Origin of the sequence: Bradyrhizobium sp. 521_C7_N1_3 (genome assembly GCF_052075975.1) — a bacterium.
GTDB classification, from domain to species: domain Bacteria; phylum Pseudomonadota; class Alphaproteobacteria; order Rhizobiales; family Xanthobacteraceae; genus Bradyrhizobium; species Bradyrhizobium japonicum.
The window spans coordinates 10,058,537-10,078,552 of record NZ_CP197232.1 but is presented as its reverse complement, the minus strand read 5'-3'; the positions used below and the strand labels follow the sequence as shown (position 1 = coordinate 10,078,552).

The following is a 20,016-nucleotide window of genomic DNA, read 5'->3' as shown; positions in this document are numbered from 1 at the left end:
CGGAGAATGCGGGGCGAGTGTGCCGGATTTCGGGCAGTGCGAGGGTGCCCTCACTCCCTCAGGTCATACCGGTACGACTTCGACACGATCTGCCAGCCGTCGGCGAGCTTCATCGCCACCAGATAATCCGTGAAAAAGCGCGGCGGCAGTTGACACCTCACCTTGATGAAGGCGGTCTTGTCGTCCGAGCGGTCGATGGTGACGATGAAATCCTCGCGCGGCTTGCCTTCGGCCTTGCCGGAAGGGCGCTTGCGGACGCGATCGAGCCAGTCGGGCACGGTCAGCACCTGAAGCTCGCCCTTCTCGACCCAGCGCAAATCGGCGGAGGGATGGAAAATCGCGCCGAGTTTTTCGGCATCGCCCTCGTAAAGTCCGTCGAAATAGGATTGCACGACGGCTTCGACGCTCGAACGGTTCTGGCTCATGGGTCATCCCCTTGAATGATGGCTCGGGGCGAACTTAGTCCTGCACATCAAAATGCGCTATGGGTGTCTGCGCCAATTGCGCGAGGACGCTGGAATGACCGGATCAGAAAATTCGAACGCTCGTATCCTCACCGGCGAATGCTATTGCCGTGCCGTGCGCTATGAGGTCGCGGACGCGTTCTCTTACGCGCTGAACTGCCACTGTTCGAACTGCCGCCGCACCACCGGCTCCGCCTTCAAGCCGTTTGCCGGGATCGTGCAGGACAAGCTCCGCATCGTCCGTGGCGAGGACCAGCGCCTCGTCTATGGCGACGACACAACCCACGACGCGCACTGCGCCCGCTGCGGCTCGCTGCTTTATTCCCGGGTACGCGAGGGAAAATGGGTCCATGTCGCCATGGGAACCCTGGTTGGCGCCCCCTCGATCCGGCCGAGCGCCCATATTTTCGTCGGCTCCAAGGCGCCCTGGCATGAGATCACGGACGATCTGCCGCAGTACCGCGGCCACATCGCCGATGGCTGAGCGCATACTTGGCCTGCGGCAGCGAACCGCTATCGCTCTGGCGAGACTAAAGAGTTCCTTGGCAGTTTGCAGGCATCGTCTTCGTGACCTCCATCACAAGTGCGATGGCGGATTCTGCTAAGGCAATCCCCAAAGGGCGACCGAATTGCTCCCGATCTCTGGAAGTTCTGTCATGCGCAGCCTGCTCGGACTTTGTCCGCTTCTTCTGGCTCTCTTGTTCGGCGCTGCGCCCGCTCTCGCCGGAAAGCGCGTGGCGCTGGTCCTCGCCAACTCGTCCTATCAGTACGCGCCGTCGCTCGCGAACCCCGTCAACGACGGTGCTGTGATGGCGAAGACGCTGAAGGACGCCGGCTTCGAAATGGTGGAGTCCCGGCATGATCTGTCCGCGCTGGAGACGCGGCGCGTGCTGCGCGATTTTGCCGATGCGACGCGCGATGCCGACATCGCCGTGGTCTACTATGCCGGCCACGGCATCGAGGTCGAGGGCTCGAACTATCTGATCCCTGTTGACGCCAAGCTCGAACGCGACACCGACGTCTACGACCAGGGGCTGTCGCTCGACCGCGTCCTGGTTGCGGTCGAGCCCGCCAGGCAGCTGCGCCTGGTGATCCTCGACGCCTGCCGCGATAATCCGTTCGGCAAGACCATGAAGCGCACGGTTGTCTCGCGCGGCATCGGCCGCGGCCTCGCCCAGGTCGAGCCGAACAGCCCCAACACGCTGATCGCCTATTCGGCCAAGGCCGGCTTCACGGCGCAGGACGGCGACGGCGCCAACAGCCCCTTTACTATGGCACTGTCGAAGCATCTGACGACGCCGGGCCTCGACGTCCGTCGGGCGTTCGGCTTCGTACGTGACGACGTGCTCAAATCGACCGGCAACAAGCAGGAGCCGTTCGTCTACGGCTCGCTCGGCGGCGAGGACGTGCCGCTGGTGCCGGTCAAGGTGGTCGCGGCCGCTCCGGTGGCGCCGGTGGCGAGCCCGCAGGCGGCCGATATCCGCCGCGACTACGAGCTCGCGCTCCAGGTTGGCAACAGGCCGGCCTGGGAGGCATTCCTGGCCCAGCATCCTGACGGCTTCTATGCGAATCTCGCGAAGCTTCAGGTCGAAAAAATCGGTGCCGAGCAGGCCCATGCGGCGGCCACCGAGAAGGCGAAGCAGGCCGAGGCCGAACGCGATCGTCTTGCCGCCCTCGGCGCGCAGGAGGATGCGCAGGCCAGGGCTGCGGCTGATGCGAAAGCCGCCGAGCAGGCGCAGCTTAGCGCGCAGAAGGTCAAGGAGCAGGCGCAGCAGCAGGCGGCCGCGGCCGAGCAGCAGCGCGTCAACCTCGCCGCCGCGGCGCCAAGTGCTGCACCCGCCAGCACGGCGAGCCCCGCCGGCACCAGCGTCGCTTCGCTGACGCCGACGACCACGCCGGCCGACCTCAGCCGCTTGGTGCAGACCGAGCTCGGCCGCGTCGGCTGCTTCTCCGGGCAGGCCGATGGCAACTGGAATACGACTTCGCGGCGCTCGCTGTCGCAGTTCAACCGCTACGCCGGCACCAGGCTCGACGTGAAAGTGGCGAGCACCGATGCGCTCGATACTGTCAAGTCAAGGCCGTCGCGCGTCTGCCCGCTGGTCTGCGAGCACGGCTTCAGGGCCGACGGCGACAAGTGTACGAAGGTCGTTTGCCGTGAGGGCTATGCGATCAACGACGACAATGCGTGCGAGAAGCAGCGCATCGCCAAGCCCGCAACCGCCAGGCGCGATGACGGCGATGAGCGTTCCGCACGGCAGCGCCGTCAGGCCGGTGGCGCGGCGGGCGGCTATGGTGCCGCCGCGGGCATTGCGGCTGCCGCGAGCGCCGGCCGCGCCTCGGGTGGCGGGCAGATTTTCTGCAATGGCAGCAGCTGCCGCCCGGTCAACCGCGGCTGTCATCTCGAATATCGCGGCGGCGGCGGCCCCGGCAACGACGCCAATGCCGAGGTGTGCAACTAGGATCGCGCCATCGACGTCAGTTCGAGATCGCGCTTGCCGCGATGTTCACTGTCAGCGCCAGCAGCGCCGTGTTGTAGATGAACGACACGATGCCATGCGCGGTCGCGGTGCGGCGGATGGTCTTGTCGGTGATGCCGACGTCGGAGACCTGCGCGGTCATGCCGATCACGAACGAGAAATAGACGAAGTCCCAATAATCGGCGTGATCTTCCTTGTCGCCGCTCGGGAATTGCAGCCCGCCCGGCGGGTGCCGGTAGTAATCATGGGCGTAATGCAGCGCGAAGATCGTGTGCACGGCGGCCCATGACAGCGCGATGGTGGCGATCGCGATGGTCAACTCCCACGCCCCGCGATGCGGCGTGCCGAGCTCGGACACGATCGCGGCGATGCTGGCGAAGGCGCCGATCGCCGTCACCAGCAGGATCACGAAGCGGCCGTCGTCCTGCATCGCGGCACTACGGCGGATGTGCTGCTGGTCGTTGCACAGCATCATCGCATAGACCAGCACGAGATAAACCGTGATCAACGCATCCCAGCCGAACAGCAGCCGCGTCACCAGCCGGTGCGATCCCGGCAGCAGCAAGCAGACCAGGATGCCGGCGGCGAGCGCGATGAAGGTGCGCGGTCGCGCGTAAATCAGCCGCATCGGCCGCGACATCTTGCGGAAGCGGACGAGGACGGGATCGTCTTTGTCGGCGGCCATGATGGCTCCAGCCCTCTCGCTCAACTCTCGTTGTCGCCGCAGCGGCGGCCTGCTCCCTCGCCCCATTTGCGGGGAGAGGATCGGGGTGAGGGGGCGCCTCCGCAAGGACGGTGAGAGCTGGATTCGCGGAGGCTCCCTCTCACCCGATATTCAAGCCGCGCTTGAATATCGACCTATCCCCGCAAGCGGGGCGAGGTGAAGATCGTGCACTACATCAGTTCTTCCGCTCGGCGACGAAGCGCGCGGCGGCCTGCAGAACGGCGGCGCGGTCGCCGAAGATCGACACGGCGCCGTCGGCTCGTGCGAGCAGGTCGCGCACGCGCTGCTTGGCGCCTTCGATGCCGAGCTGGGTGACGAAGGTGGTCTTGCCGAGCGCGGCATCGGCGCCGGCCGGCTTGCCGAGGGCCGCCGCATCGCCTTCGATGTCGAGCAGATCGTCGGCGATCTGGAAGGCTTCGCCGAGCGCGCGGCCGTAATCGTCGAGCGCCTGGTATTCCTTCTGCGAGGCCTGGCCGAGGAGGGCACCGGCAATGCAGCCGTAGCGCAGCAGTGCGCCGGTCTTCATCTGCTGAATGCGGGCGACGTCGATCGGCTCGTTGCCGCCAAAGCGGCCTTCGCCGGCGAGATCGAGAATCTGGCCGCCGACCATGCCGCCGATGCCGGCGCAGCGCGCCAGCGCGCGCGTCAGCAGGAGGCGCACATTGGCGTCGCGGTGGATCTCATCGCGGGTGACGATGTCGAAGGCGAGCGTCAGAAGGCCGTCGCCGGCGAGGATCGCGGTCGCGTCATCGGTCTTCTTGTGCAGGGTGGGGCGGCCGCGGCGCAGGTCCGAATTGTCCATCGCCGGCAAATCGTCATGGATCAGCGAGTAGCAGTGGATGCATTCGAGCGCGGCGCCCACGAGCAGCGCCGCTTCGCGGGGAACGCCGAACACGGCCGCGCTCTCGACCACCAGGAACGGCCGCAGACGCTTGCCGCCGTTCAGGCTCGAATAGCGCATTGCGTCCATCAGTCGCTTGGGACGGGCGATCTCATCGTGCAGGATGTCATCCGCCAGCAGGCGTCCAAGCAGGGCTTCGGTGTCATCAGCGGTCTTGTCCAGGCGTTTGGCGAAATCGGACGGGGACGTGCCGGTCATCAACAAGGGCTCCAGAACTAAAATTCGGCGGGACAATCCTTTATGCGCCCGCCCCAGTCAATCGTTTGGAAGGCCTAAAAAGTGCTGGAAAAGGCCCGAATTATCACAGACTTAATGGCGGGATCCGTGGCCGCGTTTCATTTTGCGCCGGAAAGGTCGATTTGCGCATCGTCAAGATCCTGCTGGTAGCGCTCGTGGTCGTGGCTCTCGCGCCCTACGTGATCGCGCCGTTCTACCGCACCGGCCATCCCGTTTCGACGCTGATGGCCTGGCGGTCGCTTCGGGGCGCGCCGATGCATCGGGAGTGGATCGATCTGGCCGCGATGTCGCCCTCGCTGCTGCGATCGGTGGTGGCGGCTGAGGACGCCCATTTCTGCAAGCATCACGGCATCGACTGGGGCGCGCTGCGCGAGGCGATCGACGATGCGAAGGAGGACGGTACGCCCTTCCGGGGCGCCTCCACCATCACCCAGCAGGTGGCAAAGAACTTGTTCCTCTGGCAGGGGCGGGATTTCGTCCGCAAGGCGCTGGAATTCCCGCTGGCGCTGTGGATCGATTTCGTCCTGCCCAAGGCGCGAATCCTCGAGATTTACCTCAACATCGCCGAGCTAGGCCCACAGGGCCAGTTTGGGGTCGAGACGGCGAGCGCCTATGCCTTCGGCAAATCGGCGGCCAACCTCTCGCCCCGGGAGGCGGCGCTTCTGGCCTCGATCCTGCCCAATCCGGTCAAACGGAGCGCCCGGACCCCCGGGCCTGGTGTCCGGCGGCTGGCGGGGACCTATGTGGCGAGGGCGCAGGCGAACTCGCTTTTGACCTGCTGGCGGGAAAATCGCTGATTTTGGGCCATTTTCGGACGTATTTTCCGGTCCAAAAGCCTAGATTTACGGCCAGCCTTCCTCTATAAGCCCGGCCTTGATCGGCATTCAGCTCGCCTCGGTTTGCGGGTGCTGAGCCGTCCCCTCGCGGACGATGCCCTGACAACACCAATCCCTAGAGGATATTGAAATGGCCGTTCCGAGAAGAAAAACCTCGCCGTCGCGTCGTGGCATGCGCCGCTCGGCAGACGCCATCAAGAAGCCGACCTATGTGGAAGACAAGGACTCCGGCGAGCTCCGTCGTCCGCACCATCTCGACCTCAAGACCGGCATGTACAAGGGCCGTCAGGTCCTGAAGAAGAAAGAGTCCTGAATTTAGGACCTTTCTCCGGGCAGGATCATTTCGCCTGCCTGATTTCGGCCACCCAATGAGATATGACAATGACGGCGGCGGAGCCAATGCTTCGCGGCCGCATTGTCCTGTCCGGATATCTTGATCGAGAAGGCTTTTCGCCGATGGTCGGTTTCCCGCTGCTCCTGATTCCACTCGCGGTCTACAACATCATCGCCTTCCTGATGCCGAGCGTGTCCTTCACGGACGTGCTGTTCAAGGTGCCGATGATCACGGGCGAGACCTGGCCGGTCACGCTCGCCGACGTGATGCTCGCGCTCGGTATCGTGTTGCTGCTGTTAGAGGTGGTCAAAGGCGCGCGGCCCGGCTCGAAATTCCTGATGGATCATCTGCTGTCACTGATCGTGTTCGGCGCTGCCGCGGCCGAATTCGTGATGTGGCCCAAATTCGGCAACTCCACCTATTTCCTGCTGGTGCTGCTCGCGATGGCCGATTTCCTCGGCGGTATCGCCCAGCGTACGCGCCGCCGCGTCACCTATGTCGCGGAGACGACAGTGCCGGCGCCGCGCAAGGCCAAGCGCCAGGCCGAAGCGGCAACGGACGACGCGGCGCCCGAACCCAGGTTCGAGCCGGTGCCTGCGCCGGCGGTGCCACCCGCGCCTTCAGCGCAGTCGGTCGCCGAATCCGTGCTGAAGGATCATCCCGCGCCGAAGCCGGTGAACCCGCCCTCGCCGGAAATTCCCTCACCGGATTTGCAGCCGGGCAACGGCACGCCGCCGTCTCCCGACGCGCCGCGCTGATCTGCTTCAAGCCACCTCTGCTTCAAGCCACCTGCCGCGTGCGCGCGGTGACGCTTCCGAGCGGGTGCTTGTCGCCATAGGCCATCTGCGCATCCTCGGACGAGGCGCGGCGGAGCCGGCTGGCCTGAGGCAGGTGCTCGGCATTGGCGATGAGTTGGGTGACGAAGCTCGGATCGGGACGGGGCAGCGGCGCCTTGTGGACCCACTGCAACGTCGGCAGCAGCGGTACCAGGTCCGTGCCCGTGCCGTTGTCCGCGCAGTCCGATCGATCAGTACTTAACATCGCAATCACCGTTGATCCGGCGAGGCCTGTCGCGTTTCGAGACGCTGGCGCCGGTGCGTGTCATGTACTCGCAAGGCCTATGCCGGCCGGGCCGGTTTGGTTCCGCGGGCCTGCGAAACATGGTTTCCAAATTGTTTATGAACTTTGCCTAGAGTCGGAGTCGAATCTGGCCGTATTCTGTGCCGACTCAGGACTCCCTGCTGTCCCGAAACGAGGCGATCTTGACCCCTGCATTGCCGCAAGCCTCCGACATCCTGGCCGCTCTTGGTCAGGCCGTTTTCGCCTGGGACATCGCCAGCGATTCCATCGTGTGGGGTGAGCAGGTCGCAAGCGTCTTTCCCGGCATCCCGCCCGAGCGGCTCGCGACTGGCGCCGAATTCGCCAAGCTGATCGAGCCCGCGCAGACGCTGCGGACCGCCGCGCTGGCGCAGACCTCGCCGGTGCACGGCGCCGACGGCACGCCCTACCGGGTCGAATACGGCGTGCGCATGAGCGCTGCCGATCCCGTGGTCTGGATCGAGGAGACCGGCCGCTGGTTCGCCGGTCCCGATGGCCGCCCGGTGCGCGCGATCGGCTCCATCCGCATCAACAATGAGCGCCACGCCCGCGACGAGGAATTGACCAAGCTGGCTCGGCTCGATCCCCTGACCGGCGAGCTCAATCGTTCCCACCTGATCGCGGCGCTGGCCGAGGCGATCGAGGAGACGACCCGCTTCCGCTCGACCGCAGCCTTCATGCTGGTCGGCATCGATCATCTCGCCCGCGTCAACGACGCCTTCGGCTTCGATGTCGCGGACGCCGTGATCCTCGACGTGGCCAAGCGCATCCGCGCCCGCCTGCGCGGCGGCGACGTGCTCGGCCGCTTCTCCGGCAACAAGTTCGGCCTGATCCTGAAGAACTGTACCGTCGATGACATGAACGTCGCCGCCGAGCGCTTCCTTGCCGGCATCCGCGACGAGGTGGTGCCGACCAAATCCGGCCCGGTCTCGGTCACGGCGTCGATCGGCGCGGTCAGCGTGCCGCGCTATGCCCGCAGCACCGACGAGGCCGTCAATCGCGCTCATGAAACGCTGGACGCGGCAAAACAACGCCGCGTCGGTTCGTTCGCGGCGTGGCGCCCGGATGCCGCGCGCGACGCACAGCGCCGCGTCAACATCCGTGTCACCGACGAGATCGTCACCGCGCTGAACGAGCGACGCATCAAGCTCGCTTATGAGCCGGTGGTCTCGGCCGCCTCGCGCGACTGCGCGTTCCACGAATGCCTGGTGCGGATGGACCAGGGTGACGGCCAGGTGCTGCTGGCACCCGACATCGTGCCGGTCGCCGAGCGGCTCGGCCTGATCCGCCTGGTCGATCACCGCGTGCTCGAGCTCGTGGTCGCCGAGCTCGCGGCCGCACCCGACATCTGCCTCAGCCTCAACATCTCGCCTGATACGACGATGGATCCGGACTGGTGGGCTGGAATTGAGTCGCTGATGCTGGCCCACCCCGGCGTCGCCGAGCGGCTGATCGTCGAGATCACCGAGACGGTCGCGATCCAGGACATCGATGACGTGCGCGGCTTCGTCACGCGGCTGAAGAATTTCGGCAGCCGCATCGCCATCGACGATTTCGGCGCCGGCTACACCTCGTTCCGAAACCTGCGCAAGCTCGGCGTCGACATCGTCAAGATCGACGGCGCCTTCGTGCAGAATATCACCCGTTCCGCCGACGACCGCGCCTTCGTGCAGACCCTGATCGACCTCGCCCGCCGCCTCGACATCAAGACGGTCGCCGAGTGGGTGCAGGACGAAGAGGCCGCCGCCATGCTGCGCGACTGGGGCTGCGATTACATCCAGGGCCGCCTGATCGGGCTCGCCTCAGCCGACCGCCCATGGGGCACGCCGCCGGACAGCGCGCTGCCCGCTGCGAGCTGAGACGTCGTAGTGTGGGCAAAGCGAAGCGTGCCCACCATCGACACCACACGGCGAGAGAAATAGTGGGCACGGCGCAAGCGCGCCTTTGCCCACCCTACAATTGCGCTTGTGGGCTCGACTCTCTCCTCCGTCATTGCGAGCGCAGCGAAGCAATCCAGACGCTTTCCGCGGTGGCAGTCTGGATTGCTTCGCTGCGCGGACAATGACGATGTGGCCGCTACGCGACGCAAATACCGGGCACCGCGACCTTCTGGAACAGATGCGGGCTCGCGACTGCGGATGCGGGGTAGGCGGCGATCTTTGCGCGGAATTCCGGGTGGGTGAAAGCGGCGCGAAAATGCGCGTTGGATTCCCACACCGCGTAATTCAGGTAGGTCGGGCTGTCGCCGACACCGCGGTGAAGCTGGGTGGAGATGAAACCGGGCTGGCGCTTCATGAAGGCCGCGTCGTCCTGCCACGTCTTGAGGAAGCCCTGCTCATCCTCGGCGTCGAGCGTGAACACGTTGACGAGCACCACGGGGCCGGCTTCGAGCGCGATCTGACGGTCGATCGGGAAGGCAGGGTCGAGGGGACGCATGAGGGGCATGATATTGCTCCGGTCAATCTGGTGTCATAATGTCAATTTGACAGTCCCGGGTATAATTAATTGACATCATGGTGTCAATACGGATCAGTGGTGCCAAATGAACAAGACCAAACGGAACCCGGCGGGCGAAGCCCTGACCCGCCTCATCCTCGACCTGTTCCGTGCCAATAGCCTGCTTCTGACCGCTGGCGACCGGCTGGTGACGTCGCTCGGCCTCACCAGTGCGCGCTGGCAGATCCTGGGAGCGATCGCTGACGCCGAGCGCCCAGAGCCGGTCGCCTGGCTCGCCCGCAATCTCGGCGCCAATCGCCAGAACGTGCAGCGCATCGTCAACGACCTCGCGCGTGATGGTCTCGTTGTCTTCGAGACGAACCCGCATCATCGCCGGGCGCAGCTCGTAGTTCTCACCGACAAGGGCAGGCAGATCTACGATGCCGCCGGCCGCCTGCAGGTCCCGTGGGTCAACGGCCTGTCCGATGGCTTGTCAGTGAAGGAGATCGAGATCGCCCACCGAGTGATTGGCGCCCTGCGTGATCGACTCGAAGGAACCGGCGAGGATTGATTGCGCATACCGCGAAGTGGCGGGATCTGCGCAACAACAATGGGAGAGATGGTGGGCATGGCGCTAACGCGCCTTTGCCCACCCTACAAACCTGCAGATTTCCTCACGCCCCCTCGTCCAGCGCCACCAGCTCGCGCTTCTTGCGCAGTGCGGGCAACAGGGGCGCGATCAGCAGCACCATCGCCAGCCCGAGGCACGTCGCCGAGATCGGCCGCTGCACGAAGGTCCAGAGATCGCCCTGCGACAGGATCAGCGATTTTCGCAGATTGTTTTCCAGCATCGGCCCGAGCACGAACGCCAGCACCAGCGGCGCCGGTTCGTAGCCGAGCTTGCGCATGAAATAGCCGATGATGCCGAACGCGATCATCACATAGACGTCGAACACGTTGTTGCTCGAACAGTAGACGCCGAGAATCGTGAACAGGATGATCAGGGGGAACAGGATGTTGTAGGGCAGCTTCAGGAGTTGCACCCACATGCCGATCATCGGCAGATTGAGGATCAGCAGCATGACGTTGCCGATATACATGCTGGCGACGATGCCCCAGAACAGGCCGGGGTTTTGCGTGATCAGCAGCGGTCCCGGCTGGAGGCCGTGGATCACGAAGGCCCCTAACAGCAGCGCCATCACCACGTTCGGCGGGATGCCCAAGGTCATCAGCGGAATGAAGGCGCCGCCGGCCGCCGCGTTGTTGGCGGATTCGGGGCCGGCGACACCCTCGATCGCGCCATGGCCAAAACGCTCTGGTGATTTCGACAGCCGCTTCTCCAGCGCGTAGGAGGCGAACGAGGCCACCACCGCGCCGCCGCCCGGCAGGATGCCGAGTAAAAAGCCGAGCAGCGTGCCGCGCGCCACCGGGCCGGCGCTCGCCTGCCAATCGGCCTTGTTGGGCAACAGCTGCGTGATCTTGGCGTTGATGATGTCGCGCTTGATCGCCTGCTCGGTGTTGAGCAGCACCTCGGTGACGCCGAACAGGCCCATCACGACGGGCACGAGACCGATACCGTCGATCAGTTCCATGCGGCCGAATGTCAGCCGCGGCTGCGCGGTGATGCTGTCGAGCCCGATGAGCCCGAGCACGACGCCAATGCACGCCATCAAGAGCGCCTTCGGCATCGAGCCCTGGGTCAGGAAGGTGAGCACCACGAGGCCGAGCACCATCAGACTGAAATACTCGGCCGGGCCGAACGCGATCGCGATGCCGGCAAGTCGTGGCGCCACCAGCATCAGTGCGACTAGTGCAAACGTGCCGGCGATGAAGGAGCCGAACGCGGAGATGCCGAGCGCGGGGCCCGCGCGGCCCTGCTTCGCCATCTGGTGGCCGTCGATGCAGGTGACGACGGAGGCGGCTTCGCCGGGGATATTGACCAGGATCGAGGTGGTCGAGCCGCCATACATCGAGCCGTAGTAGATGCCGGCCATCATGATGATGCCGGATTCCGGCGTGCCCGACAGCGTCACGGGCAGCAGCAACGACATCGCCGAGATCGGACCGATGCCGGGCAGCACGCCGACCAGCGTGCCGATGAAGACGCCGATGAAACAATAGAGCAGGTTGATCCCGGTCAGTGCGACGCCGAACCCATGCGCGACATTGGCAAGCGTATCCATGGGGTCAGCCGATCCCGAACAGGCCCGAGGGCAACTGGATCAGAAGCAGCCGCTTGAGCACCCACCACATGCCTGATGGCACCAGCACGGCGATCGGGATCGCCAGCGTCCAGCGCACGGGATCGATCAGCCGCAACAACAGCAGCAGCAACGGGATCGACGACAGCAGGAATCCCAGCGGCTCCAGGGCGAAGGAGAACGCAGTGAGGCAGGCGATGACGAGAAGCGGCTTGCTCCAGCGCACGTGCTCCCAGCGCGAGGCCAGCGTCGGGCCGCCCTCGGTGATCGCCGAGATGATGATGCTTGTCGCAAACACGCACATCAGGATGCCCGTGTAGAACAGCACGTAGCCGGAGCCGGGATCGTTGATGGTGCCGAGCTTCAGCTTCAGCCCCGACCAGATCACGAAGCCGCCGAGCGCGAGCCCGATCAGCCCGCCCCACAGTTCGGAGTTGTCGAGGCGGAGTTTGACGTTGGTTTGGTCGTTCATGTGAAACACCTCTCGACCACCGTCACCCCTGCACAACGGCGAAGCCGATGTCGCTGGGGTGGCCGCTTCCTCAGCGGCCCTCGAAGGACGGCGGTGCCCCGATCCATCCTTCGAGGCGAGCCGCAAGGGCAGCTCGCGCCTCAGGATAACGCCAGCATATGCGGCAGCAGAACGCTACTTCTTCGCAAGCCCGAGCGTGTCGATCACCTTGCGCTCGGAATCCGTGACCTCGATGACGAATTTCTTGTAGTCCTCGGTGTTCTTGTAATTCGGCACCATGTCGTATTTGGCGAGCGTCGCGATCACCGCGGGGTCCTCGACCGCCTTCTTGAAGGCATCGTGCAGCTTGGCGACGATTTTTGGATCCATCCCCTTCGGGCCGGCGATGCCGAACGGGGAATCGTAGACCATGGGATAGCCGAGCTCCTTCAGCGTCGGTACGTCAGGATAGTTCGGCGATCGCGCGCCGGTCCACACCATCAGCAGCTTCAGCTTGCCGGCATCGACGAGCGGCCGCCAGCCGGTGGAGTCGGCCTGCAGCATGGTGTGCTGGCCGAGCACGGCGGCGTTGGTCTCGGCGCCGCCCTTGAACGGCACCTGCGTCAGCTTGATGCCGGACATCGCCGCGATCTGCTCCATGCCGATGTGCAGTGAGGTGCCGGTGCCAGGCGTCGCGTAGGTCACCTTGCCAGGATTTGCCTTCGCGAACTCGACGACGTCCTTCCAGGACTTGAACTGCGACTCCGCGCTGGTGGTCACGCCGAACGTATAGCCGGTGAGGTGAATGATGTAGGAAAAGTCCTTTGACGGATCCCATGACACTTCCTGCATCAGCGGCAGGCGGAAAACGGTAATGGGGAGCTGTGAGATGGTGTAGCCGTCTGGCTTCGCGGCGGCTGCCATGGTCGCGGGTCCCACCGTGCCGCCGCCGCCGGCCTTGTTGTCGATCACGATCGGCTGCCCCAGCACTTTCGAGGCGCTGTCGGCGATCGCGCGCATGGAGATGTCGGTTGATCCGCCGGCCGGCCAGGGCACGATCAGCGTGATGGGTTTGACGGGATAGTCCTGTGCACCGGCGGCGGTCGCGAGCAGCGCGCCCACAACATGCATGGCGGCAACGGCAATCGTCTTCAGCCCGTATCGCGACATCCAAACTCCTCCCTCGCGGCGGCCTCGTTGGATCGCCGTTTCTCGTTGTTGTGACAACGATTGTTCCTGAAATCATGGGAGAAGAAAAGCGTATTGCGCGGACTGCCCGCAGGGGACGAGACGGCGATCCCGCCGGAAAAGGCACGTGCGACAATTCGTCGTTTGGACGCGTGCCGAGAGGCGGAATTTGGGACGGACCGAAGCCGTTACGCCACGCGCCGGACCGCGTTCAGCGTCTCGATGGTGCGTCCGACCTCGGCTGCCGGGCACGGCCTGCCGAAATAATAGCCCTGAACCGCGGTGCAGCCGCATTCACGAACGAAGTCGAGCTGCTCGAGCGTCTCGACACCTTCCGCCGTGGTCTCGACGCCGAGCACGGAGCCGAGGCTGGCGATGGTGCGGACGATGGCGACGCTCTCCGGGCTTTCGCCGAGCGTGCCGACAAAGGAACGGTCGATCTTGATGCGGTCGAACGGAAACTTGCGCAAATAGCTCAGCGAGGAATAGCCGACGCCGAAATCGTCGAGGCTGACGCGCACTCCAAGCGCGCGGAGCTGGTGCAGGATCTCGATCGTCGCCTCGCTGTCGTCGAGCAGCGCCGTCTCGGTGACCTCGAGCTCGAGCCGCTGCGGCGGCAGGCCGGCTTCCGCAAGCGCGCTCGTGACCATCGCCACCAGTCCGCGCGAGCGGAACTGCACCGGCGACAAATTGACCGCGACAGTGATATCGGGCCAGGACGCCGCGGTCGCACAGGCTGTGCGCAGCACCCATTCGCCGATCGGGACGATCAGCCCGTTCTCCTCCGCGAGCGGAATGAATTCGGCGGGGGAGACGAAGCCGCGCGAGGGATGTTTCCAGCGCAGCAGCGCCTCGAAGCCGGTGAGCTCGGTGGTGTCGAGCCGCACCTGCGGCTGAAAGACGAGGTGAAATTCGCGTGCTTCAAGCGCGCTGCGCAGATCGTGCTCCAGCGCGTGCCGGCTGCGCGCCTCTTCCTCCATCTCGGGCTCGAACAGCTGGTAGGCGCCGCGCCCCTTGGCTTTGGCCTGGTACAGCGCGAGGTCGGCGCATTTCATCAGCTCGTCGGCATCGAGCCCGTGATCGGGCGCGATGGCGATGCCGACGGAAACGCCGACATGGATCGACTGGCTCTCCAGCGGCGGCGGGTGGCCGATGATCTCGACCAGGCGGCGGGCGAGCCGTTCCGCCGACTGCGGCTGCGGTCCGCGCTGGAGAACGGCGAACTCGTCGCCGCCGAGGCGGGCGACGGTGTCATGTTCGCCGACATTCTCCTTCAGCCGTGCCGCGACCCAACGCAGAAGCCGATCGCCGGCGGCGTGGCCGAGGCGGTCGTTGACCGTCTTGAAATTATCGAGGTCGAAGCACAGCACGGCCATCGCACCGCCGGCGATCGCGACCTGGTTCAGTCCCTCGCCCATTTTCTCGCGGAACAGCGTGCGGTTGGGCAGGTCGGTCAGTGAATCGTGCTGCGCCATGTGCGCTACACGGGCCTGGGCCTTGTGGCGCTCGGTGACGTCCTCATAGGTGACGACCCAGCCGCCATGCTCCATCCGCTTGTGATTGAGCTTGATGATGCGGCCGTCGTTCAGGTGGCGGTGCAGCGTGTGCTCGCCCTCGCGCAGCCTCTCGACATAGTCGGCATAGATCTTCGCGGCGGTCGTGTTCGGATGGATGCCGAGATCGCAGCTATGCTGCATGATCTCGCGCATCGAAACGCCGGGCTTCACGATGTCGGGCGACAGCCCATACATCTCGATATAGCGGCGATTGCAGACGATCACGCGCAGGCTCGAATCGAGCATGCACAGGCCCTGGCTCATGTTGTTCAGCGCCGCGTCGAAGCGGCGGTACTGCTCGCTCAGCTCCTCGATCGCGCGCTCGCGGTCGGTGATGTCCTCGTAGGTGGCGACGAAGCCGCCTTCGGGCAGCGCGCAGTAGCGCACCGAGACCACGGTGTCGTTCGACATGCGCCGGCGCATCGGCGAGGAATCGTGGTTCGCGATCCTCGCGCTGGCGGCCTCCAGCAGCTGTTGCGGGCTGTATTCGGAGGCGAACGCCCCGTTCGCCATCGACCGCTCGATCAGCTCGCCGAGATGCGTGCCAGGCCTGGTTTCCTCCGGCGACAGCCGGTAGATCTTGCGGTAGGTGGTGTTGCAGACGCGCAGGCGCATGTCGCTGTCGTAGAAGGCGAGCCCGTGCGCCATGTTCTCCAGCGCCGCATCGAGGATGAAGTTCTGCTGCCGCAGCGTCTCTTCGTACTGCAGCCGCTCGGTGACGTCCTCATGCACCGTCACCCAGCCGCCGTCGGGCAGGAAGCGAGAGACCGCCTGCACCATCCGGCCGTCATAGCGCATCACCAACAGGGTCTTCGCTTTCCCGGCGCGCACGTCCTCCAGGCGCGTGTGGCGGAATTCATCAATCGGCATGCCCGGCAGGTTGCCGCGCGACAGCCAGTGTTCGATGACCGTGTTGTGCGTGACGCCCGGTTTCACGATTTGGGGGTCGAGATTGTAGAGGTTCAGGAACCGCTCGTTGCAGACGACGACACGGCTGTCGGCATCGTACATGATGAGCCCGTGCGACATGTTGGCGAGCGCGTGCTGGCTGCGCTCGGTCTGCACGCGCAATTCCGCCTCGAGCCGGGCGAGGCGGCTGACGTCATCGCAGATCGTCATCCAGCCGCCGCCGGGAAGCGGCTTCAGCTCGAGCGCCATGACGAGTCCGCTTGCCAGTCGCTGCTCCGTGCGGAACGGCTTCCCGCCTGCGATCTGCGCGATCCGCTTGGTATACAGCGCGTCGAGCTCGTGTTGCGGGAAGTTGCCGCGCGCCGCGCTGTGCGCAAGCACTTCGCGGTAGCTCGTGCCGACATGCACGATGTCGGCCGACATGTCGAACAGTGACAGATAGCTCTGGTTGACCAGCACGATCCGGTTGTCGGCGTCGTAGACGCAGACACCCTGCTCCATGTGGTCGAGCGCGAGCTGGCTCAGCGAGACCAGGGCCTGCGGGCCCTGTTCGCGGCGTGCACCAGGTTCGTTGTCGCGGGGCGACGTCATGGGATCGACCGGGTCTCGGCGGGCAATAGACCTAACGCAACTTAATTCAACCGCGGAGGGTAACGAAGAGGCGGGAAAATTCCCTTAAGCGCCGTAGTTTACGGAGGGTGACCGGGGATGGAGAGACGTGTGCCGAGCGCGCGACAAACTCCGCTGTCGTCCCTGCGTCCGCAGGAAGACAGCGCATTCTTGGCCCGAGCGTCCCCTACGGCCCGTACAGCACGAGTTCCGTGTCCGTGAGGTCGCCGAGCTGCGGCCGGTGCGGACCCTTGAAATATTTACGGCCGCGCCGCTCGGTGTAGATGCCGGCGAGGCCGGGAATCGGGCCATTGGAATCGATCGCCACCGAGATCTTGCCGAGTCGCAGCAGCAGCCGGCCGATGCGGCCTGCGCAGGCGGCGTATTCGGCGGCGCTGCGGCAATAGATCAGCTTCATCGCCGGCGGCGCGATGAAGCCGCGGCGGATGCGCACCGGCTGCAGGATGAAGGGGAACGTTCCCTTCGGGGTGCGGCAGACCAGGCTGAGGCAATTGTAGCGGGCATGCCGTGTGAGGAGCTGCGTCTCGTCGTCGGTCAGCCCTTCGATCGTCTTGGCGTGTTGCGAGATGACCTCGATCTTGCTCCAGCGCGGAGGCCGCGCGAGTGCGGGCACCGAGAAGAAGATGCCGTGGCAATAGGCACGAAAGCCCTGCGTCTCGATGATCGGCCAGGTCCACGGGGCCGGGCTGATGTTGAGATAGGTGACATCCTTGTGCCGCTGCGCGATCTTGGTCAGCAACGGGGCGTAGTTGCGGTAGGCCGGATCGACATACCAGCTCGACAGATTGCACTGGATGGCGGTCTCTTCGCCGTGCTTTCGCGCCGTGTAGATCAGCAGCAGCACGCCGACGGGCGCGCCGTCATTGTCGAGCATGTAGCCGAAGCGCGGATAGCCCTCCGGCACGGGCCGGAAGGCCTGCCGGCGCAGACCCTGGATCCAGTAGTTGCGCGAGCGGCCGACGAAGCCGCGCGTCAGCAGGTCCGCGACCGCATCGACATCGGCCTCGGTGATCTCGCGGCATCGGACCTTGGTGTGGATCACGCTGGTTTTACCCGTGGAAATGGCAGGCCTCGTTCGCTCTATCGCTTCAGCACGATCTTTTCGGAAAACCGCCCCGCACTTCTCCGGATCATGCTCTAGCGCCAGCCTTCACCATGGGCATCGGCCGTGGCTAACGGCTGCATGCCCATGATCTCCCGCACCTTGGCGGGCCAGGCGGCGAGATCGGTGCCGTGGGTGTGGAACATGGCGACGGCCAGGCGGTCCATGCCGAAGGCGACGCAGCCGGTGTGGGCCGGTTCGCCATTGGCGTCCTGGATGCCCCAGGTCGTGCCGAAATGCTCGCGGTGATAGTTGAAGCTCATGCAGGCGGTCGGCTGATCCTCCGAGCGGAGCGGGATCAGGAGCTCGAATTTGAGCTGCTGCTGCTTCTGGCTGACCGCCTTGATCTGGCCGACGCGGCCGAAGAACGGGTCGCTGGCATAGTCGACGCGGAAGGTCAGGCCGAGGTCGCGCGCAATCGCCTGCGCGCGCACCATCCAGCGCTCGCGGAAATCCGCAACGTCGTCGGGGCTGCCGATGCAGACATATTCGCGCATCCGGAACGATTGCAGCCGGTCGAGATGTTTCGACGGCTCGCGGCGGAAGCAATCGGCGGCGACGTCGAAGCGCAGGCCGCCCTTCGGCAAAGGTCCGCGGCTCGCCGCGATCGGATAGACCGGGTAGCAGGCGGCGGGCGACAGCACGAGGTCGGCCGGCGAGAGCGATGAAGTCCAGTCGCCGCCGGCATCGAAGCGGCTCACCGCCGCGTTGATCTCGCGTTCGGTGCCGTGCAGGCCGCAAACGCAGCCGAGCAGGTTCGGAAAGCTTTTGAGATAGCCGGATTTCTCGAGCTGGGCCCGGCTCATCACCGGCGGAAAGCGCATGACCTCGGTGCCGGTCTCGCGATGGTTCGTGATCAGCGCGGCGAGACGCTCGACGACGCCCTCATAGAGCGCGGTGCGGGCGTAAACGCCGTCCGATCCCATAGGGTGGAACAGCTTGTCGGCGAGATGATCGAGCGGATCTGCGATTTGCGGCGCGGTCTCGGGCGAGCTGGGGAGAACAGCAATGTTCATTGTTCGACTTCCTGCTATCTGAAATTGTTCTTTTTGGCCGAAAGGCACGTCAGTCGCGAAGGCTTTCTAGTCTCGAAGGCTTGCCGGAATGCCGCTCATCAGCGTCGAAGTGGCGGCGTTGGCGAGAATGCGGTCGTTGTTGATCATGATCGGCGAGGACAGCACGTCGCGCAGGTGGCGGCCCATGGTGAACTCGCCGTCGTTGCGGTAGCCGGAAAGGCCCGCGGTGCGCATCGCATGCATCACGGTCTCGACCGCGAGCTCGGAGGCCTGCACCTTCAACAGCGTGATCGAGGATTGGAAATCGAGCGAGCTCAGCGCGCGCTCGTCATGCTCGGCGCGGGCAAAGGTGTCGACATTGGCCGCGATCAGCGCGCGCAGCTTGGCCAGCGACATCTTCGCGGCCGTGAAATGCGCCGCGGCCGGCGGCATCTGGCCGCCCGAGGTGCGGGCCGCCTTGCGAACGAAGGCCTGCGCACGGGTCACGGCCGCAGCGGCGATGCCGGCCCAGGCCGAGGACCAGCACAGATGCGCGAACGGCGTCATGGTCTGGGCATGGATCTTGTCATAGGATTCCGGGAAGATGCGGTCGGCCGGGCAATCGACCTTCAGCTCGAAGCCGGTCGAGCAGGTGCCGCGCATGCCGAGCGTCTCCCAGCCCTGCGTCTGCTTCAGCGAATAATCGTCCTTGGCGAGCGCCAGCAGAACCTGGTCGGAGGCGGCGGCCTCGGTGGCACGGCGGGCGATGGTGACGAGGCCGTCGGCCTCCGCACCGTAGGAGATCACGGTGGCGTCGCGCACCAGCGTGACTGCATCGCCGGCGTGGTCGACTGCCGCGGCGCTGGCGCGAATGTTGCCGCCGTTCTGGCCTTCGGTGGTGGAGGAGGCGAGCAGCCACTGGTCGCGGGCGACCCGGCGCATCATCGTTTCCATCCAGGGGATGCCATGGCCGTGCCTGATGACACAGGCGACCTTGGTCGTGTGCATCGCATAGATCATCGCGGTCGAGGCGCAGGCACGTCCGAGCGTGTAGCAAATGTCGGTGACGTCGTAGATTGATGCGCCAAGGCCGCCGAACTCGACCGGGATCATGGCGCCGAGCAGTTTCTGCTCACGCGCGACCTCGAAAGCCTTGTGAGGGAAGCGGGCGTCGCGATCGACCCCGTCCGCGTCGGCCGCCGCCGCAGCGGCTGTCAGGGCAGCGCGTTCGATGAGGGAGGGGCCGTGTTCGAGAAAGCTCGTTTGCGTTTCGTCGACAGTGAGGACTGCTTCACGCACGTTCATACCCGTCCGCCTCCGGTTTGCCGTTCAGGATCGCCGGCATCATTCGCGATGCCGTGCAAGCGATCCTCCGACCATCTTTGCTTGTGAGACGAGGCTACGGATTTAATTCAAATTCGTCGATGAAATAGAGGGTAAACAAACCGCAATTCCGAACGAACAGTTAAGTTCGCGT

The 20,016-nt window shown here is 65.0% G+C and carries 19 protein-coding genes; 7 read left to right on the top strand and 12 right to left on the bottom strand.

What is annotated here, in order from left to right; all coding sequences use genetic code 11:
* Positions 1-50 precede the first annotated feature (50 nt).
* The gene (locus tag AB7008_RS47800; RefSeq protein ID WP_007598116.1) at positions 51-425 is read right to left on the bottom strand and encodes a nuclear transport factor 2 family protein; all 375 of its coding nucleotides are present in this window, start codon (positions 423-425) and stop codon (positions 51-53) included.
* A gap of 94 nt (positions 426-519) precedes the next feature.
* Here AB7008_RS47800 and AB7008_RS47795 point away from each other — a divergent pair, with 94 nt between their 5' ends.
* Together AB7008_RS47795 and AB7008_RS47790 are read left to right on the top strand one after the other, a co-directional pair.
* Complete coding sequence (locus tag AB7008_RS47795) at positions 520-948, top strand: GFA family protein (protein WP_014491136.1); 429 nt, start codon at positions 520-522, stop codon at positions 946-948.
* 172 nt (positions 949-1,120) lie between these two features.
* Complete coding sequence (locus AB7008_RS47790; RefSeq protein WP_304492082.1) at positions 1,121-2,923, top strand: caspase family protein; 1,803 nt, start codon at positions 1,121-1,123, stop codon at positions 2,921-2,923.
* A gap of 16 nt (positions 2,924-2,939) precedes the next feature.
* Here AB7008_RS47790 and AB7008_RS47785 read toward each other — a convergent pair whose 3' ends face one another.
* Positions 2,940-3,626, bottom strand: coding sequence for a DUF1345 domain-containing protein (locus AB7008_RS47785; protein WP_304492081.1), 687 nt, complete (start codon positions 3,624-3,626; stop codon positions 2,940-2,942).
* Positions 3,627-3,840: 214 nt separating this feature from the next.
* A complete protein-coding gene (locus AB7008_RS47780; RefSeq protein ID WP_441261115.1) occupies positions 3,841-4,764 on the bottom strand; it encodes a polyprenyl synthetase family protein in 924 nt (307 codons plus the stop codon).
* Between the two features lie 161 nt (positions 4,765-4,925).
* Between AB7008_RS47780 and mtgA the strand changes: the two genes are divergently transcribed.
* The 3 genes from mtgA to AB7008_RS47765 all read left to right on the top strand — a co-directional run bounded on the left by mtgA (position 4,926) and on the right by AB7008_RS47765 (position 6,731).
* Positions 4,926-5,600, top strand: coding sequence for a monofunctional biosynthetic peptidoglycan transglycosylase (mtgA, locus tag AB7008_RS47775; RefSeq protein WP_014491140.1), 675 nt, complete (start codon positions 4,926-4,928; stop codon positions 5,598-5,600).
* A gap of 169 nt (positions 5,601-5,769) precedes the next feature.
* A complete protein-coding gene (gene rpmF / locus AB7008_RS47770) occupies positions 5,770-5,952 on the top strand; it encodes a 50S ribosomal protein L32 (RefSeq protein WP_007598106.1) in 183 nt (60 codons plus the stop codon).
* 143 nt (positions 5,953-6,095) lie between these two features.
* Positions 6,096-6,731, top strand: coding sequence for a hypothetical protein (locus tag AB7008_RS47765; protein WP_028155282.1), 636 nt, complete (start codon positions 6,096-6,098; stop codon positions 6,729-6,731).
* A 22-nt stretch (positions 6,732-6,753) separates the two neighbouring features.
* On the opposite strand, the gene AB7008_RS47760 is transcribed toward AB7008_RS47765, so the two are convergent.
* On the bottom strand, positions 6,754-7,014 hold the full coding sequence (locus tag AB7008_RS47760) for a hypothetical protein (RefSeq protein ID WP_028155281.1): 261 nt from the start codon (positions 7,012-7,014) through the stop codon (positions 6,754-6,756).
* 221 nt (positions 7,015-7,235) lie between these two features.
* Between AB7008_RS47760 and AB7008_RS47755 the strand changes: the two genes are divergently transcribed.
* Entirely contained in the window at positions 7,236-8,930 is a 1,695-nt protein-coding gene (locus AB7008_RS47755; RefSeq protein ID WP_248880509.1) for a bifunctional diguanylate cyclase/phosphodiesterase, read from the top strand.
* Between the two features lie 217 nt (positions 8,931-9,147).
* On the opposite strand, the gene AB7008_RS47750 is transcribed toward AB7008_RS47755, so the two are convergent.
* On the bottom strand, positions 9,148-9,516 hold the full coding sequence (locus tag AB7008_RS47750) for an antibiotic biosynthesis monooxygenase family protein (RefSeq protein WP_304492078.1): 369 nt from the start codon (positions 9,514-9,516) through the stop codon (positions 9,148-9,150).
* Positions 9,517-9,613: 97 nt separating this feature from the next.
* Between AB7008_RS47750 and AB7008_RS47745 the strand changes: the two genes are divergently transcribed.
* On the top strand, positions 9,614-10,078 hold the full coding sequence (locus tag AB7008_RS47745; RefSeq protein ID WP_304492077.1) for a MarR family winged helix-turn-helix transcriptional regulator: 465 nt from the start codon (positions 9,614-9,616) through the stop codon (positions 10,076-10,078).
* A gap of 103 nt (positions 10,079-10,181) precedes the next feature.
* On the opposite strand, the gene AB7008_RS47740 is transcribed toward AB7008_RS47745, so the two are convergent.
* The 7 genes from AB7008_RS47740 to AB7008_RS47710 all read right to left on the bottom strand — a co-directional run bounded on the left by AB7008_RS47740 (position 10,182) and on the right by AB7008_RS47710 (position 19,844).
* On the bottom strand, positions 10,182-11,690 hold the full coding sequence (locus AB7008_RS47740; protein WP_441261114.1) for a tripartite tricarboxylate transporter permease: 1,509 nt from the start codon (positions 11,688-11,690) through the stop codon (positions 10,182-10,184).
* A 4-nt stretch (positions 11,691-11,694) separates the two neighbouring features.
* Complete coding sequence (locus AB7008_RS47735; RefSeq protein WP_039154928.1) at positions 11,695-12,180, bottom strand: tripartite tricarboxylate transporter TctB family protein; 486 nt, start codon at positions 12,178-12,180, stop codon at positions 11,695-11,697.
* A 174-nt stretch (positions 12,181-12,354) separates the two neighbouring features.
* Entirely contained in the window at positions 12,355-13,329 is a 975-nt protein-coding gene (locus AB7008_RS47730; RefSeq protein WP_248880504.1) for a tripartite tricarboxylate transporter substrate binding protein, read from the bottom strand.
* 206 nt (positions 13,330-13,535) lie between these two features.
* On the bottom strand, positions 13,536-16,403 hold the full coding sequence (locus AB7008_RS47725; RefSeq protein WP_441261113.1) for a PAS-domain containing protein: 2,868 nt from the start codon (positions 16,401-16,403) through the stop codon (positions 13,536-13,538).
* Positions 16,404-16,608: 205 nt separating this feature from the next.
* Entirely contained in the window at positions 16,609-17,484 is an 876-nt protein-coding gene (locus AB7008_RS47720) for an acyl-CoA acyltransferase (protein WP_212095213.1), read from the bottom strand.
* 95 nt (positions 17,485-17,579) lie between these two features.
* A complete protein-coding gene (locus tag AB7008_RS47715) occupies positions 17,580-18,560 on the bottom strand; it encodes an amino acid--[acyl-carrier-protein] ligase (RefSeq protein ID WP_028155272.1) in 981 nt (326 codons plus the stop codon).
* A 66-nt stretch (positions 18,561-18,626) separates the two neighbouring features.
* Positions 18,627-19,844 (bottom strand): acyl-CoA dehydrogenase family protein, encoded by a 1,218-nt coding sequence (locus AB7008_RS47710; RefSeq protein ID WP_441261112.1) that lies wholly within the window; start codon positions 19,842-19,844, stop codon positions 18,627-18,629.
* Positions 19,845-20,016 lie beyond the last annotated feature (172 nt).

What these genes read in the sequence shown, in the direction of transcription:
- AB7008_RS47745 (WP_304492077.1), top strand. Translation starts at nt 9,614, where the DNA reads ATGAACAAGACCAAACGGAACCCGGCGGGCGAAGCCCTGACCCGCCTC.
- AB7008_RS47750 (WP_304492078.1), bottom strand. Translation starts at nt 9,516, where the DNA reads ATGCCCCTCATGCGTCCCCTCGACCCTGCCTTCCCGATCGACCGTCAG.
- AB7008_RS47795 (WP_014491136.1), top strand. Translation starts at nt 520, where the DNA reads ATGACCGGATCAGAAAATTCGAACGCTCGTATCCTCACCGGCGAATGC.
- AB7008_RS47740 (WP_441261114.1), bottom strand. Translation starts at nt 11,690, where the DNA reads ATGGATACGCTTGCCAATGTCGCGCATGGGTTCGGCGTCGCACTGACC.
- AB7008_RS47710 (WP_441261112.1), bottom strand. Translation starts at nt 19,844, where the DNA reads ATGAACGTGCGTGAAGCAGTCCTCACTGTCGACGAAACGCAAACGAGC.
- AB7008_RS47765 (WP_028155282.1), top strand. Translation starts at nt 6,096, where the DNA reads ATGGTCGGTTTCCCGCTGCTCCTGATTCCACTCGCGGTCTACAACATC.
- AB7008_RS47780 (WP_441261115.1), bottom strand. Translation starts at nt 4,764, where the DNA reads ATGACCGGCACGTCCCCGTCCGATTTCGCCAAACGCCTGGACAAGACC.
- AB7008_RS47725 (WP_441261113.1), bottom strand. Translation starts at nt 16,403, where the DNA reads ATGACGTCGCCCCGCGACAACGAACCTGGTGCACGCCGCGAACAGGGC.
- AB7008_RS47715 (WP_028155272.1), bottom strand. Translation starts at nt 18,560, where the DNA reads ATGAACATTGCTGTTCTCCCCAGCTCGCCCGAGACCGCGCCGCAAATC.
- AB7008_RS47785 (WP_304492081.1), bottom strand. Translation starts at nt 3,626, where the DNA reads ATGGCCGCCGACAAAGACGATCCCGTCCTCGTCCGCTTCCGCAAGATG.
- AB7008_RS47735 (WP_039154928.1), bottom strand. Translation starts at nt 12,180, where the DNA reads ATGAACGACCAAACCAACGTCAAACTCCGCCTCGACAACTCCGAACTG.
- AB7008_RS47790 (WP_304492082.1), top strand. Translation starts at nt 1,121, where the DNA reads ATGCGCAGCCTGCTCGGACTTTGTCCGCTTCTTCTGGCTCTCTTGTTC.
- AB7008_RS47800 (WP_007598116.1), bottom strand. Translation starts at nt 425, where the DNA reads ATGAGCCAGAACCGTTCGAGCGTCGAAGCCGTCGTGCAATCCTATTTC.
- AB7008_RS47760 (WP_028155281.1), bottom strand. Translation starts at nt 7,014, where the DNA reads ATGTTAAGTACTGATCGATCGGACTGCGCGGACAACGGCACGGGCACG.
- AB7008_RS47730 (WP_248880504.1), bottom strand. Translation starts at nt 13,329, where the DNA reads ATGTCGCGATACGGGCTGAAGACGATTGCCGTTGCCGCCATGCATGTT.
- rpmF (WP_007598106.1), top strand. Translation starts at nt 5,770, where the DNA reads ATGGCCGTTCCGAGAAGAAAAACCTCGCCGTCGCGTCGTGGCATGCGC.